Source organism: Agrobacterium sp. 22-3639C2, assembly GCF_053522105.1.
The window spans coordinates 1248349-1264407 of record NZ_JBNWDB010000001.1 but is presented as its reverse complement, the minus strand read 5'-3'; the positions used below and the strand labels follow the sequence as shown (position 1 = coordinate 1264407).

Annotated in this window: 12 protein-coding genes; 5 read left to right on the top strand and 7 right to left on the bottom strand. The window is 61.0% G+C overall.

Annotation, left to right across the window (positions count from 1 at the left end; translation table 11 throughout):
- The first annotated feature begins 84 nt into the window (after positions 1-84).
- Entirely contained in the window at positions 85-1272 is a 1188-nt protein-coding gene (locus ACQZ6D_RS06360) for a benzoate/H(+) symporter BenE family transporter (RefSeq protein WP_025594186.1), read from the top strand.
- A gap of 299 nt (positions 1273-1571) precedes the next feature.
- Complete coding sequence (gene leuA, locus ACQZ6D_RS06355; protein ID WP_065702296.1) at positions 1572-3281, top strand: 2-isopropylmalate synthase; 1710 nt, start codon at positions 1572-1574, stop codon at positions 3279-3281.
- 209 nt (positions 3282-3490) lie between these two features.
- Here the strand turns inward: leuA and ACQZ6D_RS06350 are convergent, their stop codons facing one another.
- Positions 3491-4441: a metallophosphoesterase family protein gene (locus ACQZ6D_RS06350; RefSeq protein WP_013636620.1), complete on the bottom strand. Its 951-nt coding sequence runs from the start codon at positions 4439-4441 to the stop codon at positions 3491-3493.
- Positions 4442-4507: 66 nt separating this feature from the next.
- On the opposite strand from ACQZ6D_RS06350, the gene ACQZ6D_RS06345 reads away from it, so the two are divergent.
- Positions 4508-4999: an NUDIX domain-containing protein gene (locus ACQZ6D_RS06345; protein WP_013636619.1), complete on the top strand. Its 492-nt coding sequence runs from the start codon at positions 4508-4510 to the stop codon at positions 4997-4999.
- A gap of 17 nt (positions 5000-5016) precedes the next feature.
- Here ACQZ6D_RS06345 and ACQZ6D_RS06340 read toward each other — a convergent pair whose 3' ends face one another.
- Positions 5017-6009: a glutathione S-transferase family protein gene (locus tag ACQZ6D_RS06340; RefSeq protein ID WP_065702297.1), complete on the bottom strand. Its 993-nt coding sequence runs from the start codon at positions 6007-6009 to the stop codon at positions 5017-5019.
- Between the two features lie 296 nt (positions 6010-6305).
- Between ACQZ6D_RS06340 and ACQZ6D_RS06335 the strand changes: the two genes are divergently transcribed.
- Together ACQZ6D_RS06335 and ACQZ6D_RS06330 are read left to right on the top strand one after the other, a co-directional pair.
- On the top strand, positions 6306-6875 hold the full coding sequence (locus tag ACQZ6D_RS06335) for a GNAT family N-acetyltransferase (RefSeq protein WP_013636617.1): 570 nt from the start codon (positions 6306-6308) through the stop codon (positions 6873-6875).
- A 242-nt stretch (positions 6876-7117) separates the two neighbouring features.
- On the top strand, positions 7118-8431 hold the full coding sequence (locus ACQZ6D_RS06330; RefSeq protein WP_065659143.1) for an MFS transporter: 1314 nt from the start codon (positions 7118-7120) through the stop codon (positions 8429-8431).
- Between the two features lie 33 nt (positions 8432-8464).
- Here the strand turns inward: ACQZ6D_RS06330 and ACQZ6D_RS06325 are convergent, their stop codons facing one another.
- From ACQZ6D_RS06325 to ACQZ6D_RS06305, 5 genes are all read right to left on the bottom strand, one after another.
- Positions 8465-8878 (bottom strand): GNAT family N-acetyltransferase, encoded by a 414-nt coding sequence (locus ACQZ6D_RS06325; protein WP_065659144.1) that lies wholly within the window; start codon positions 8876-8878, stop codon positions 8465-8467.
- Positions 8879-8965: 87 nt separating this feature from the next.
- On the bottom strand, positions 8966-11053 hold the full coding sequence (locus ACQZ6D_RS06320) for a membrane protein (RefSeq protein ID WP_019565198.1): 2088 nt from the start codon (positions 11051-11053) through the stop codon (positions 8966-8968).
- 1 nt (position 11054) lies between these two features.
- The gene (locus ACQZ6D_RS06315; RefSeq protein ID WP_448729737.1) at positions 11055-13865 is read right to left on the bottom strand and encodes a DUF4159 domain-containing protein; all 2811 of its coding nucleotides are present in this window, start codon (positions 13863-13865) and stop codon (positions 11055-11057) included.
- Entirely contained in the window at positions 13862-14776 is a 915-nt protein-coding gene (locus ACQZ6D_RS06310; RefSeq protein ID WP_003513542.1) for a DUF58 domain-containing protein, read from the bottom strand. The genes ACQZ6D_RS06315 and ACQZ6D_RS06310 overlap by 4 nt, the downstream gene beginning before the upstream one ends.
- A 111-nt stretch (positions 14777-14887) precedes the next feature.
- A complete protein-coding gene (locus ACQZ6D_RS06305; protein WP_003513541.1) occupies positions 14888-15898 on the bottom strand; it encodes an AAA family ATPase in 1011 nt (336 codons plus the stop codon).
- Positions 15899-16059 lie beyond the last annotated feature (161 nt).

The following is a 16059-nucleotide window of genomic DNA, read 5'->3' as shown; positions in this document are numbered from 1 at the left end:
CGTACCTGTTCAGCCTGCGGGCATCTTGCCAGCGGTTGGGTTTTTTGATCTTCAAGGGAAACAGAAGATCCGGGAACCGCCATGTTGATGAAAGACCTTTCCGTACAGAGCCTGTTCATGGGGTGCCTGACCGCCTTTGTCGGCTTTGCCAGTTCTTTCGCCGTGGTGTTGCAGGGCCTGAAGGCTGTCGGTGCGACGGATTTCGAGGCGGCGTCTGGGCTGATGGCGCTTTCGGTGGCGATGGGGGTTTGCGCTATAGCGCTTTCAGTCGCGACGCGGATGCCTGTCAGCATCGCATGGTCGACACCTGGTGCAGCCTTGCTGGCGACCACGGGCGTGATCGAGGGCGGTTTTCCGGCCGCCGTGGGCGGGTTCATCATCTGCGCCATATTGATCATCATTGCCGGCCTGTTCCGGCCGCTCGGAAAGGCGGTGGCCTCCATTCCAGCGCCACTTGCCAACGCCATGCTTTCCGGGGTCATCATCGGCCTGTGTTTTGCGCCGATCAAGGCGATCGGCTTTAACCCGGCGCTCGGATTGCCGATCATTCTTGCCTGGATCGTGGTGGGAGCCTTTAAACGACTTTTCGCCGTGCCTGCGGCACTTGCCGCTTTCGTACTGGTGATGATCTTCGGTGTCGATATTCCGGCGGGGGCGCTTGACCGTGTGGCGCAATCGCTGACGCCTCCGATGGAGTGGGTGACGCCCGTCTTCAGCCTGCACGCCGTCATTTCCATCGCGCTGCCGCTCTTCATAGTCACCATGGCGTCGCAGAATATTCCCGGTATCGCAGTGCTGAAGGTCAATCACTACGATCCGCAGCCCGGACCGCTTTTCGCGGCGACCGGCTTCTTCTCACTGCTTTCCGCACCCTTCGGCGGCCATGCGGTCAATCTTGCCGCGATTACGGCGGCGATGTGCGCTGGCGAGGACGCCCATCCCGATCCGAAACGGCGCTATTGGGCGGCGATCATCGGCGGTGTCGGCTACATCGTCTTCGGCCTGCTGGCGGGCGCGGTCACGGCTTTCGTGGCACTGGCGCCGCCTGTCCTCATTCAGGCGGTGGCGGGGCTTGCACTGGTGGGCGCCTTTTCCGGCTCTGCCGTTGCGGCTTTCAAGGATCCGGAAACACGCGAGGCAGCGGCGATCACCTTCCTCATCACCGCCTCCGGCCTTTCCTTCGCCGGTGTCTCCGGTGCCTTCTGGGGGCTGATCGGTGGCGGGTTGATGATGGCTTTGACTGGTTTCGTAAAAGGATTGAAGAGACAATAGCCCTTGCATCCAAATATTTCGCCGATTATAAGCTTGCCCATGAGCAACAGCATCGCAACCATTTCCGGCATGAGCGCGCAGATTTCTGCGATTGCCTCTCCGTGCGGTGCACTCTCGCTTCTTAGCCTCGACCTTACACGCGGTTGCCGGGTCCAGTGAGGAGCGCCCGGCGGCCGAAAGCCCGCTGGCGCAAACGCTCCTCATCTCGAAATCTCATTTTATACTGGATTTAGGCCCTTGAGGGCCGCGCATCCGCCGATGGCTCGAGAAGCCCGCGGAATGCGCAAGGAGGAAGCGAAATGGACGGCAAGATCACCAATATTTCCAAAGGCATGTCGGACGCGAACGTCAAGTATCGCCCTTACCCGACCATCAATATTCCTGACCGCACGTGGCCGGGCAAGACCATCACCAAGGCGCCGATCTGGTGTTCGGTGGACCTGCGTGACGGCAACCAGTCGCTGGTCAACCCCATGGGCCACGACCGCAAGGCCCGCATGTTCAAGCTGCTGCTCGAAATGGGCTTCAAGGAAATCGAGATCGGTTTCCCCTCCGCTTCGCAGACGGACTTCGATTTTGCCCGCTGGTGCGTGGAGCAGGGCAATGTGCCTGAGGATGTTTCCCTGCAGGTGCTGGTGCAGTGCCGTCCAGAACTGATCACCCGTACCTTCGAAGCGCTGGAAGGCGCCAACAAGCCGATCATCCACTTCTACAACTCCACCTCGGAATTGCAGCGCCGCGTGGTATTCGGCAAGGATGTACACGGCATCAAGCAGATTGCCGTCGATGCCGCCAAGATGATCACCGACATGGCGGCCAAGGCCGGCGGCGGTTTCCGCTTCGAATATTCTCCGGAAAGCTTTACCGGCACCGAGCTGGAAGTGGCGCTGGAAATCTGCAATGCCGTGGTCGAGGTGGTGAAGCCGACGGCGGATAACAAGCTGATCCTGAACCTGCCTTCCACAGTCGAAATGGCCACGCCGAACATCTATGCCGACCAGATCGAATGGATGTGCCGCAATATCGACAATCGCGAAAACGTCATCATTTCGCTGCATCCGCACAACGACCGCGGCACTGGCATCGCTGCGACGGAGCTGGCTCTGATGGCCGGTGCGGACCGTGTCGAGGGCACGCTGTTCGGCAATGGCGAGCGCACCGGCAATGTCGACGTCGTGACGCTGGCGCTGAACATGTATACGCAGGGCGTCGATCCTGAGCTGGATTGCCGCGATATTGAGCGCATCAAGGCGGTCTACGAATATTCGAACGAGATGACGATCCCCGAGCGCCACCCTTATGTCGGCGAACTGGTCTATACGGCGTTTTCCGGCTCGCATCAGGATGCGATCAACAAGGGTATGAAGGCGATCAAGGTTGCCAATCACCCGGTATGGGAAGTGCCCTATCTGCCGATCGATCCGAAGGATGTCGGCCGCTCCTACGAAGCGATCATCCGCATCAATTCGCAGTCCGGCAAGGGCGGAATCGCCTATATTCTCCAGCAGGATTACGGCATCAACCTGCCGCGCAACCTGCAGGTGGAGTTCCGCGAAGACATCCAGCGCATCACCGATGAAGAGGGCGTGGAACTGCCGGCCAAGCGCATCTACGAGCGCTTCTTGGAGCGTTACGTGACGCAGCCGAATGCGCGCATCAAGTTCGTCGATCACCACACCTATCCGGCGGGCGATTTCAAGGGCGTGCGCATTGTCGCCGCCGAAATCACCGATAACGGTGAGGTGAAGCGCATCGAGGGCAAGGGCACCGGTCCTATCGACGGGTTCATCAATGCGCTGTCGGTCTATCTCGGCATCGATCTGTCGGTGAATGACTATTCCGAGCATTCGCTGCAACATGGGTCCAATGCTTCCGCCATTGCCTATGTCGAGATGGAGCATCCGGGCGGAAAATTGTTCGGCGCCGGGGTGAATACGAATATTGTTGGCGCTTCGCTGGAAGCGATTGTTTCGGCGGCCAATCGGGTGCTGGAAGAGCGGGTTAAGTAAAATTGGCGTTTGGGGGTGGGGCTACCCCCTCTGTCCTGCCGGACATCTCCCCCACAAGGGGGGAGATCGACCTGAGGTACGGTCTCGCCCATCTCAACGTTCAGAATGAATTGACGAAAGAGCGTCTTGCCGATCTCCCCCTTGTGGGGGAGATGCCCGGCAGGGCAGAGGGGGGTGAGCCACAGACTCTAACCTCAACACTCCGGAGTTTATCGCCCCAGCCGCGAGAACCCCAACGGCCTACCATTCTCATAAAATACCCTGATATCTTCAAGCCCGATACCCGTTCCGGTATCGTTGAGGCTGTGGCGTTCACAGGCGACATTCCAGGTGCCGGGGCCACCGGAAATATGGAAGAGATTATAGGCCGCGCGCGGTTTTTCACCGCCCGGTCCCTGGCTGGCGGAGGCGATGCCGACGACCGGGATGTGCTCTTGCCCGTGGTGAGTATTCAGCCAGTATACGGTGTTCAAATGGGTGTGGCCATGCAGCACGAGCTCGGCGCCGCCAACGCCAAGCGCTGCCGCGAAACGGCGAATGCCGAACATGCGCTTGTGCGCAGCCGCCGCACCGCGGATCGGTGGGTGATGGATCATCACCACGCGGAACAGCCCCTGTTCACCGGCTTTTTTTAAGAGTTCCGCGGTTGCGCGTGCTTGACGGTTGCCGAAATAGCCGGTGGCCGAGAAGGGCGGCGTTGCAATCGAGGTGGAGCAGCCGATCAGTGCGACGGGACCGCGCACGCGCATATAGGGGAAAATCTTGCGGTCATCGTCCCATTCCGCCGGGTCGCCATCGCCCCGCACATAAGGATACCAGGCGCGCATGGCCTTGTCGTGCGCGCCGGAAACATAGGCGTCATGATTGCCGGGAACGACCGAGATCTTTTCAGGGTCGCCGACTTCTTCCAGCCAGTCGGCGGCGGCGCGAATTTCAATGCCTGTCGCAAGATTGACGAGATCGCCGGTAATAGCCAGATGATCCGGCGATTTGGCTTCGAGATCATCGAGCAGCTTTTCCAGCGTGTCGGTGAAAAGGTGCTTGCGGCGGTTGCGGTGCCAGTTGACGAAACCGGTGATACGCTTGGATGCAAGTTCCCGGAAAGTGAGTTTTGGCAATGGCCCGAGATGGACGTCTGAAATATGCGCAAGTTTGAACATGGCGGCAGAGATAACCTATGATATGCGGCACGTCCAATAAAAGCCTGCCGGCAAGGAGAAACCAGGGTGAATGACGAGAGAACCGAGCGGCAGGCCCGTCCGTTCCACACGCGTATCCTTATCCGCCTGCTTCATTTCGTTTTTCTGTTCACACGCGGTGCCACCCTCGGTGTGCGTGCGCTCTGCTTCGATGATGCGGGACGGATTTTTCTGGTGCGGCACACCTATCTGCCCGGCTGGTATCTGCCCGGCGGCGGGGTGGAACGCGGCGAAACGCTGCTGATGGCGCTCAACAAGGAAATCCGCGAGGAAGGCAATCTCGAGGCTACGTCGACCCCCGAGCTTGTCCATGTCTACCTTAATCTGGAAGGCAGCAACCGCGATCATGTGGCGCTCTACCGGCTTCAGGTTACCCAGACCACGCCGAAAAAACCGGATCATGAAATCACCGAAAGCGGTTTTTTCGATCTCTCGGACCTGCCGGAAAATGTGACGCCCGCCACCCGCCGCCGCCTTGCCGAACTTTCCGGCAAAGCGGCGATTGCCGACTACTGGTAGCGGCGGCGTCTCTGCCGTCAGGAAAGCGTCTCACGGCCATGGGCCATGGTAAGGTCCAGTTCCGGGCCAACGGGCACGATACCTGTCGGGTTGATGGTGAGGTGGCTGCGGTAATAATGTTCCTTGATGTGGCGGATATCGACTGTGTCCGGCACGCCTGGTGTCTGGTAGAGGTCGCGGAGGTAACCCGTGAGATGCGGGTAATCGTGAATGCGGCGGATGTTGCACTTGAAGTGGCCGACATAAACAGGGTCGAATCGCACCAGCGTGGTGAAGAGACGCCAGTCTGCTTCCGTCTGTTCTGCACCGAACAGGAAACGGCGGTCCTCCAGCCGGTCTTCCAGCATATCAAGCGTTTCAAACACCTTCACGGCATTTTGCTGATAAGCATCCTGGGTGGTGGCGAAACCGGCCTTGTAGACGCCGTTGTTGACGGTGTCGTAGATAACGTCGTTTAGCGCATCGATGTCGGCGCGCAGTGCTTCGGGATAATAATCCGCCGCCGATCCGGTGAGGTCGTTGAAGGCCACGTTGAACATGCGGGTGATTTCGGCCGATTCATTGGAGACGATGGTGCCGCGTTCTTTGTCCCACAGTACCGGCACGGTCACCCGTCCCGAATAGTTGGCATCCGCTTTGGTATAGACCTGCCACAGCGTGGAGAAGCCGAAGAGGTGGTCCTCGGTTGCACCCGGAGTGCGTTCGCCTTCCGGTCTGAACTCCCAGCCGTTTTCCAGCATCAGCGGATCGACGACAGAGACGGAAATCAGGTCTTCCAGCTTTTTTAGTTTACGGAAAATCAGGGTGCGATGCGCCCAAGGGCAGGCGAGCGACACATAGAGGTGGTAGCGATCCTTCTCGGCCTTGAAGCCACCTTCGCCGGAAGGCCCGGGCGCGCCATCCACCGTTACCCAGTTGCGAAATTGCGAGGCGCTGCGCTTGAAGTGCCCCTTGGTTTCCTTGGTGTCGTACCAGACGTCTTTCCATACGCCTTCCACCAGCATGCCCATGATGATCTCCTTGATTGTTTCCTTGACCGCAATCCTAACCGTTTAGCGCGGTGCCGCGAACCCGTGGCGCATTGAACAATGCGTTTCCGGTCTCGCATGGGCTGAATGGGATAGTGCCGAGATTTGTTCTGGACGGGTGGGAATTTTCCTGATAATTGCGATTTTCACAAATCTGAGGAAATCGTAGATTATGATCGAAACACGGATGCTCCGACGACGCTGACGCTCCTGAACGCCTTTACCGGCGCAGCCGTCATCTATTGTCGCATCCGCATTTTGGAAGTTTCGGTCTCTTCATGTCCAAGCACGATCTTGTCTACCTCACCGAGGACGCGTCGCACGACGCCATCATCGAAATCATCAACGAAGAAGCATTCGGTCCCGGTCGGCACACCCGTGCCGCCGCGCGCATTCGCGAGCAGGGTCCGCATGACCGGTCGCTGTCCTTCGTCTGCGCCGATGATGGCGAGACGATCGCTTCGGTGCGCATGACACCGGTTCTGGCCGGTGGGGTGAAAGGCCATATGCTCGGCCCGCTTGCCGTGCGGCCGTCGCACAAGAACATGGGCATCGGCCGTGAACTCGTCCGGATTGCCATCGCTGCCGCCCGGCGGAAGGGTTCGGAGGCCGTCATTCTGATCGGCGATCCGCCCTATTACATGCCGCTTGGTTTCGAAAAGGTCGCCTACGCCGCGCTTGATTTTCCGGGCCCGGTGGATCCGAACCGGGTGCTGGTCGTGCCTGTTGGTGACGACGTGCACCAGCGGCTGAAGGGCAAGATCGGCTGGCGCAAATGCGAGGCCGCCATGCCTGCAGCCCAGGCGGAAGACGACGGCTTCGAAGAGCCTCTTCGGGTTTACGGCTGACGGATTTTGTTACGTCGGATTTTCCGCCCCTCACCAGTGCGTCCTTTTCCCTCATTCCTGTGACAGGCACAGAAATGAGGGACGGAGCGTTGAGTCGCCCATACACTGGCCGGTTATTTCGCTAAAGATGACGGGATGGTGTTCTGCCTTGAAACCATGCATCGTACTTCGCAAAATTCAATTCCGTTTCTTTCCCCTATGCGATAGCACTCGATAGTCGATTTCGGCACGGGGGCGAGCATATGACGGCAATCACCATGAACGATGCGCTGGAACGCGCAGGTGCGGGCGCCTATCAGCGGCGGTTGATGGGTATTTTCGGCCTCGTCTGGGCAGCGGATGCCATGCAGGTGCTGGCGGTCGGCTTCACTGCCGCCTCGATTGCCCTAACGTTTGGCCTGACTGTTCCGCAGGCCCTTCAAACCGGGACGGCCTTCTTCTTTGGCATGCTTTTAGGCGCTGCCGGTTTCGGGCGTCTGGCGGACCGTTACGGTCGCCGCCGAGTGTTGATCGTCACCGTGGCCTGCGATGCCGTGTTCGGTGTGCTTTCCGTCTTTGCGCCGAACTTTGCCATTCTTCTTGTCCTGCGTTTTCTAACGGGTGCGGCTGTCGGCGGCACCCTGCCGGTGGATTATGCGATGATGGCGGAATTCCTGCCCGCAAAGAACCGGGGCCGCTGGCTGGTCATGCTGGAAGGCTTCTGGGCCATCGGAACCCTGATCGTGGCGCTTGCAGCGTGGGGCGCCAGCCTTGCCGGTGTTGCCGATGCCTGGCGTTATATTTTCGCGGTTACGGCTTTCCCAGCCGTTGTGGGTCTGGGTTTACGGTTCATGGTGCCCGAATCGCCGCTTTACCTCGTGCGGAGAGGCCGATCGGACGAAGCCAAGGTCATCGTCAACCGTATGCTGGTGGTAAACGGCCGCGCGCCACTTGATGCCGGGACAGGGCTTTTTCAGCCGGAGGTTTCAAAAGGGCAGGGGATATTTTCGCCGGCGCTCAGACAGCGCAGCATCATGATCCTTGCCATCTGGTTCCTTGTCTCCGTTTCCTATTATGGCGTCTTCACCTGGATGCCGGCAAAACTGGCGGGAGACGGTTTCGGCTTCGTGCGCGGTTATGGTTTCCTCGTGCTGGTGGCACTGGCGCAGATCCCCGGTTATGCGCTTGCGGCCTATGGCGTTGAAAAATGGGGCCGCAAGCCGACGCTTATCGGTTTCTGCCTGCTGTCCGCCCTCGGTTGCCTGCTCTTCACGCTCGCTACAGGCGGCGCAATGATCGCCACGTCGCTTCTGATCATGAGCTTTGCGCTGCTTGGCACCTGGGGTGCGCTTTATGCCTTCACGCCCGAATTGTACCCGACGGAATCGCGTGCGACCGGCATGGGGGCTGCGGGCGCCATGGCAAGGCTGGGCGGCCTTCTGGCGCCGTCGTTGCTGGGTTATGCCATCGCGCAGGGCTTCGGTTTCGCCATCGGCATTTTCGCCGGGCTGCTGGTGCTGGCTGCGATTGCCGCAACGATGATCAATGCGGAAACGCGGCGGGTGGCGCTCTCATGACACTGCTGCGCCAACCGCTTTCTTTCGAACGGATTAGAACCGCTTTTCAAGCCATGTGATCGCCTGGCCGCTGGAGAGCGGGGCAAGCGAGCCGATCTTGGTGAAACCGCAGCGCTCATAAAGCCTCAGCGCATCCGGGTTCATCGTGTCGATATAAGCGCCCATGCAGCCGCGCTTTTTCGCTTCCTCTTCCGCCATGCCGAGAAGCTTCGCGCCTGTGCCTTGACCGCGTAAGGTCTCGGGGATGAAGAGAAGCTGCACATAAAGCCAGCCGCGGCCGGTATAGCCGACAAGACCGCCGATGACGGTGTCCTCATCGTCGCGGATGGTGATGATGAGTTCGCGTTTGTCGCTTTCGCCAAAACGGGCGAGATTATAGGCCACCAGGGGATCGCGGATGGCCTTTTCAGCTTCTGCATCCGCGATGTCGCTCAAAACGAAATTCATGATTATCTTTCCCAGGTCGCCGAGCGGCGGCCGTTTCTCGTTTCCACTGCGAGACGTGAAAGCGCCTGAGCTTCCACCGGAAAGTTCCTACCGGCCCTCACGCCACCAGAGCGCGGAGAAAGCAAGGAGCAGGGCGGCAAGCCCGGCAAAACCGGCAAACAGCGGTAGGGTGTTGACACCTTTCAGCACAGTCTCGTCGGTCATGCGTATCAGCATGCGATCCTCATCGGCAACCCTGATATTACCCCTGACAGGCAGGATATCGGGCAGTGCCACGCGGCCCGAATTGTCGGCGACACGGTGCACGCTGCCCTTGGTGGCGTCGGCAAGCGGCTTCAGCGTTTCGGTTGTCGAAATCATTGCCTTGAATTCCGGCGCATCCACCGCGCCGACATGGACGAGCGTAGTGAAATCGCCGTTCTTGATTTCGAACAGGCCGGTCTCGTCCATGCGACGCTCGATCTTGTAGAGACCGGGCTCGGTATTGTTGAAGGCCATGTTTTCGGTTTTGCCCGAGGGGAAATGCACGCTTGCCTGACCGGGGTCGTCGCCGATGGTCTGGCGGGTAATTTGCAATGTGCGGCCGTTGGCGCGCGCCGTCAGCGCCTCTTCCTCAAGCTCCGGTTCCTTCATCAGCCAGTGGGCGATGCGCCGGTAAAGTGCCACATGCGGGCCGCCGCCTTCGTAGCCACGCGCCCAAAGCCAGCCCTGATCGGAAAGCAGCATGGCGACACGGCCTTCACCCTGGCGGTTCAGCACCAGCAGCGGGTCCTGCCCGTCACCCAGCATCACGGTCTGGCCCTGCGGCGGCTCGACGCTGACGGTGCGGAACCAGCGGCCCCAGTGCGGCGGCTCATCGCCCGACCCTTCCAGCCCACGGGTAACGGGGTGTTTCTTGCCCGCTTCCGAGAGGCGGGGATAAAAGGCGGACTGATGCACCTGGCCTGTCGGCTGGGCCGGCAGCACGGATGCAAGCGGCGTCATGGCGATCGAATCCTGACCGGCATGTTCCGGGCCGGCTGCGATCAATAGCGCGCCGCCCTTTTCGACATATTGCGCGATGTAATCGTAATAGAGGATCGGCAGCACGCCGCGATGCTGGTAGCGGTCAAAGATAATGAGGTCGAAATCCTCGATCTTTTCCACGAACAATTCGCGTGTGGGGAAGGCGATCAGCGACAGCTCGTTGATCGGCGTGCCGTCCTGTTTTTCCGGCGGGCGCAGAATGGTGAAATGCACCAGATCAACCGAGGCGTCGGATTTCAGGAGGTTGCGCCAGGCGCGCTCGCCCGCATGCGGCTCGCCGGAGACCAGCAGCACGCGAAGGTTCTGGCGGATGCCTTCTATCAGGTGAACCGCACGGTTGTTCGCGGCCGTCACTTCGCCGGGAAGCTCGGCGACGGAAAATTCCATGACATTGTTGCCGCCGCGCGGAACCTTGAAAGTAAAGGGTGTCGGCTGGCCGGGTGTGGCCTGCAAGGTGGCGATTTCTTCGCCGTTCATCTTCACGGTTACTTCCGCCGAACCACCGCCTGCGGCTGCACGGCCATCATCGAAGACGCGCAGCGTCAGTTGCTGTTCCTCGTTGACGATGCCAAAGCGGGGCGCGCGGACAATCTCGATACGGCGGTCGAATTCATCGGCCTTGCCGGTGATCAGCCCGTGGAGGGGAGCGCGGAAACCAAGCGCCTGTTCGGCATTGGGCAGAGCATTCGGAATATCGTGGATCTGGCCATCGCTGAGGAAAATCGCACCGCCGACGCGGGAGGGCGAAACATCGGAGACGGCGGAGGAGAGGGCCGAGAAAAGCTGCGTCGAAGGTGAATCGCTCTCACCATCATCACGCACTTCCACGATGCGCGGTTCGATGCGCGGGAAGCGCGACAGCCGGTCTTTCAGCGCGGCAAGCGCCGTATCCGTCATCTGCGGTCGGTCCTGCACGTCCTGGCTCTGCGATCGATCGACGATAACGGGGACGATTGTGGAGAGAGGCTCGCGTTCCTCCTGGGTCAAAAGCGGATTGGCGATGGCGGCAAGCAGGGCGACAAGCGCCAGCCCGCGCAGCCATGCGCCGCGCACGCCGCGCCACAGGCCGATGAAGGAGAGAAGAAGGGCGGCGACGGCCAGAACGGCAATCACGATCCACGGCAGGAAGGGGGCGAATGTCAATGTCATGTCACTGCCCCAACCGTTCGAGAAGTGCGGGAACGTGTACCTGATCGGCCTTGTAGTTGCCGGTCAGCATATACATCATGATGTTGACGCCAGAGCGAAACGCATGTTCGCGCTGCAACTCGTCCGGCGGCACAGTGGGCAGCACCGGTGCGCCCTGCGCATCGACGGCCCATGCGCCGGCAAAATCATTGCCTGTTATCATGATCGGCGTTACGCCATCGCCGGAGGAAGAGAGGCCGGAGGTAGTCTTTGCCGCCCCCTGGCGCGATTCCACCCAGAGCGGCGAGCCGTTGTAACGGCCGGGGAAATTGGTGAGCAGGTAGAAAGACCGCGTCAGGACGTGGTCTTCCGGCACGGGCTCCAGCGGCGGAATATCGATATTGGCGAGGATCGCCTGCAAACGTTCGCCATTGGGGCTGGTCGCGCCAGTGTCGAGCGACGAAAACTGATCGCGCGTGTCGAACAGAACGGTGCCACCGGCGCGCATATAGGCATCGATACGCGATATGGCAGCGCTCGACGGCATGGGGGCGGAGGCCGACACCGGCCAGTAGATGATCGGGTAAAAGGATAATTCGTCCTTGGATATATCGAGGCCGACCGGCTGGCCGGGCTCCAGCGTCGTGCGCCAGGTCAGGAATTCGCTCAATCCCTGCAAACCCTGTTCGGAAATGCGGTCGACATCGTCCTCGCCGGTGCGGACATAAGCGAGATGCGTCGTGTCCAGCCGCTCGAAAATCTGCTCGTCACCGGGTTTGGGGTCGTCGGCGCGCGCATCGCTCGGGGACATCGCGGCGAAGGCGCCAATGGCCAGCAGCACGGTGGCAGCTGTGGCGCTGCGGGCTTTCGGCAAGCGTGCGAAGGCGCCGTTCATAAAGAGCACGATGAGACTGTCGGCAATCAACATCAGGAAGGCGGCGATGAACAAGGCCGGGCGCAGCGATTTCGCCGTTTCGCCGATCAGTGCTTCGCTAGTGGTGTTGACACCGGCGAGCGAGGTATCGAGCGGGCGAAGCGTGGCGCCAGCCGGTAGAAGATTGAGAGCCACGAAACCATCCTCTGTGCCGTAAAGGCCGGGGGGATTGTCGAAACCGGTGCGGGGAGCCTGACCGGGGCGCATTTCCAACGGCCGGGCGGAGCCGACATCGGCTGACAAAGCACCTTCGGCCGTCAGTAGCCGGAAGGGCGGTAATGCTGCGGCCGGGGCATTCGCGGAGGTGGAAGCACCGCCTGCCTTGGACAATTGCACGATACGGCGCAACATATCGACGAAGTGGCCTGATATCGGCAGGTCGGACCAGCTTGCCTCGGCGCTGACATGGAACAGCACGATGCGGCCCGCCTCGACATTGCGGGTGGTGACGAGTGGCGTGCCGTCGGCAAGGCTCGCCCAGGTGCGCTCGGCGAGGTCCGGTGTCGGTTCGGCCAGAACCTGCCGTTTTACGAGCACGCCATCAGCCTTCGGCATTCCGGCAAAGGCGCCGAAATTCGGGAAATCGGCAAGCGGCTGTGGCTCGGCCCATGAGAGCGCGCCGCCAAGTGCGCGTTCACCCTGCCGCAACGTCACCGGCACCAGCGGATCATTGGTGGGGGCTGCGGCAAGGCGCGGTCCGGCAAAACGGATCAGCGTGCCGCCGGCGGCAAGCCAGCGCTGCATCGGCTCATAGGTCTCCTGCGGCAGACGTCCGATATCGGCCATGACGATGACGGAAGGATTGGATTGCAGGATTTCCGGGATTGCCTGCGCAAGATCTGCCTGTCGTTGCGGGATGAGATCGACAAAAGGCTGAAGGGCGCGGCTGATGTAATAAAGCGGCTGCAGCAGCGGCTGGAAATCATTTCCGGTTTCACCGGCCAGCAGCGCCACGCGGCGGCGGCGGAAACCGTCATCCAGAAGATGCACCGCGCCCGCCGTCGAGACTGCCTCGATGGAGAGGCGGGCGAAGTCGTTGCGCAATTCGAAAGGCGCTTCCACCGTCGCCGTCGTTTCCGCTTCGCCGGGGGCGAAACTGGCGGTGCCAGTGGCAAGGATGCGGCCCTGGCTGTCCTGCGCATTGACGGTCAACCGGCTGGGGGAGGCCGTGTCGAGCCGCGATAGCGTGACGCTCATTGCATCGGCATTGTTGGCGGCGCCGGTAATGGCGGCGATGGATTTCCCATCACCCGTGACGATGCGGAACTCGGCAGCTGAGAGGCTGGCCAGCGTTTTGAGTGCGCTTTCATCCTGCGCGGTGGCAACGCCGTCGGCAATATAGGCGAGCGTGCCGGGGGAGGTGCCGTTCAGCGCTTCGGTAATGGCTTCCGCTGTGCGCACGCGGTCCGGCGCAAGCGGCTTCGGCTTGGCGGCGGCGAGCTTGTCCAGCGCCACCGCCGTTGTGGCTGGCACGGCGTCGTGTTCGGCATCTGCGGTGAAGCTGATGGAAACGGGGCGATCAGCCCTTTCCGCATCGCCGATCAGGGCCTGAGCGGTGTCGACGCGTCTCTGCCAATCAGTTGCGGAGGCCCAGCTATTATCGACCACAAGCACCAGGGGACCAGTGCCGGCAATGCTGTTGTTGCGGGGGTTCACCACCGGATCGGCCAGCGCGAAAATCACGGCGGCGGCGAGCGCGATGCGCAGCAATGTCAGCCACCACGGGCTTTTCGAGGGCGTTTCTTCGCGCTTCAGCACGGTGGCCAGAATTTTCAGCGGCGGAAAAACCTCTGCCTTGGGGCGCGGCGGGGTGAGCCGCAGCAGCCACCAGATGGCTGGAAGCGCCAGAAGGCCGAAGAGAATATAGGGGCTGGTGAAGACGAAGGGCAATGCGCTCATCGGTTGCCACCGCCTTGCGCGGGCGCACCGGACAAATACATGTGAACAGCCACAAGCGCCTCGGAGGCGAGATGATCGGTGCGGTGAAACACGAAATTCCAGCCTAGACGGCGCAGCGACGAAGACAGCGCTTCGCGGCGGGCGAGATAGGCGCGGGTATAATCCTCGCGAATGGTTTCCGCGCGGCCGGAGACGAGTTTTTCACCGGTTTCCGGGTCGGTAAATTCGGTGCGGCCCGAATAGGGGAAGGTTTCTTCGGCCGGATCGGCGATTTCCACCACATGGCCGCGCAAGCCGCGCCGCGCGAGTGGCGAAATCCGCTCCATAACGTTTTTCGCATCGTCGAGAAAATCGCCTATGAGGACGATGTCGCTTGCACCGCGGATCATGCCCGTTTCCGGCATGCCTGTGGTGAGCGGCGCGTGCATGATGGCGGCAGCCAGACGTTCGGCGGCGTTTCTGGCCGAGATGGGCTCCATGATACCGGGACAACCTATGCGCTCGCCCGAGCGCGCAAGGATTTCCGCCAGCGCCAGCATCAGCACCAATGCGCGGCTTTCCTTGGAAACGGAGCCGAGGGTGGATTTGAACATCATCGACGGCGACATGTCGGCCCACAGCCAGATGGTGTGGGCAGCTTCCCATTCCCGATCGCGCACATAGGTGTGGTCGTCGCGGGCCGAGCGTCGCCAGTCGATGCGCGACAGGCTCTCGCCTTCGGCATAGGGGCGGAACTGCCAGAAATTCTCGCCAATGCCGCGCTTGCGGCGGCCGTGCCAGCCGGCGGTGACGGTGTTGGCGATGCGCTTGGCTTCGACCATGCAGTCCGGCACCAGTGCGGCACGCTGGCGCGCGCGCGCCAGGACTTCGCTACCCGGTGTCTTATCTACGATCTGGCCGATGGATGCCACAGGCACTCCTTTCGAGAAAGCTTAGGCAGATGTCAGAGCGGCGGGCCGCTCCGAGTTTTTGTCGAGCATCGGATTTTCCGAAAACAGCGTCACACTTTTCGGTCCGATGCCTTAGTTCTTCGCCTGCTCCACAAGGGCTGCGATGACATCGCGCACCGACATGCCTTCGGCGCGGGCGGCGAATGTCAGCGCCATGCGGTGCTCCAGCACCGGTTCGGCCAGCGCATAGACATCGTCCAGCGACGGCGCGAGCCTGCCTTCGTAAAGCGCACGGGCGCGTGCCGTCAGCATCAGGGACTGGCCGGCGCGGGGACCCGGGCCCCAAACAACGTGTTTGTCGGTCAATTTGTTGCCGTGGCCGGGGCGGGCAGAGCGGACAAGCGAAAGAATCGCGTCCACCACCTTGTCGCTGACCGGCATCTGGCGGATGAGGGCCTGGATTTCCATCATGCGTTCGGCGTCGATAACCTTGCGTGCCTCGCCCGATGCGGTGCCTGTCGTGTCGAGCAATATCTGGCGTTCGGCGGCAAGCTCGGGATAGCCGACATCCACCTGCAGCAGGAAGCGGTCGAGCTGCGCTTCAGGCAGTGGATAGGTGCCCTCCTGTTCCAGCGGGTTCTGGGTTGCGAGAACGTGGAAGGGTTTCGGCAGGTCGTAGCGCTGGCCGGCCATGGTGATGTGATATTCCTGCATGGCCTGCAGCAGCGCGGACTGCGTGCGCGGGCTGGCGCGGTTGATTTCATCCGCCATCAGCAATTGCGCAAACACCGGACCTTTTATGAAGCGGAAGGAGCGCCGCCCGTTTTCATCCTGATCCATGACTTCGGAGCCGAGAATATCCGATGGCATGAGGTCCGGTGTGAACTGGATGCGGTTGGCATCGAGCCCGAGAACCGTTCCGAGCGTGGTGACGAGCTTGGTCTTGGCAAGCCCGGGAACGCCGACGAGCAACGCGTGGCCGCCCGAGAGTATTGCGAGAAGCGTGTTCTGAACCACTTTTTCCTGGCCGAAGATGACCTTGGATACCTCCGCGCGGATCGCGGCAATATCCGAAAGCGCCTTTTCGGCCGAGGCGACGATGGCTTTTTCGTCGAGGGTTTCGCCGGTATTCATCACGCCCATGTCGCTCTCCTCATACCTTTGCCGCCGACCCATTCCTGCTCCGATCTTGATGGCCATTGGCCGGAGCGGATTTCGCGCTGCAACTAGCTTATTGCTCTCTTGGCCGCTGACAAGCGCCATTCGAATGACTATGTCGTGACTTAGTATTTCCTTATCGGCAA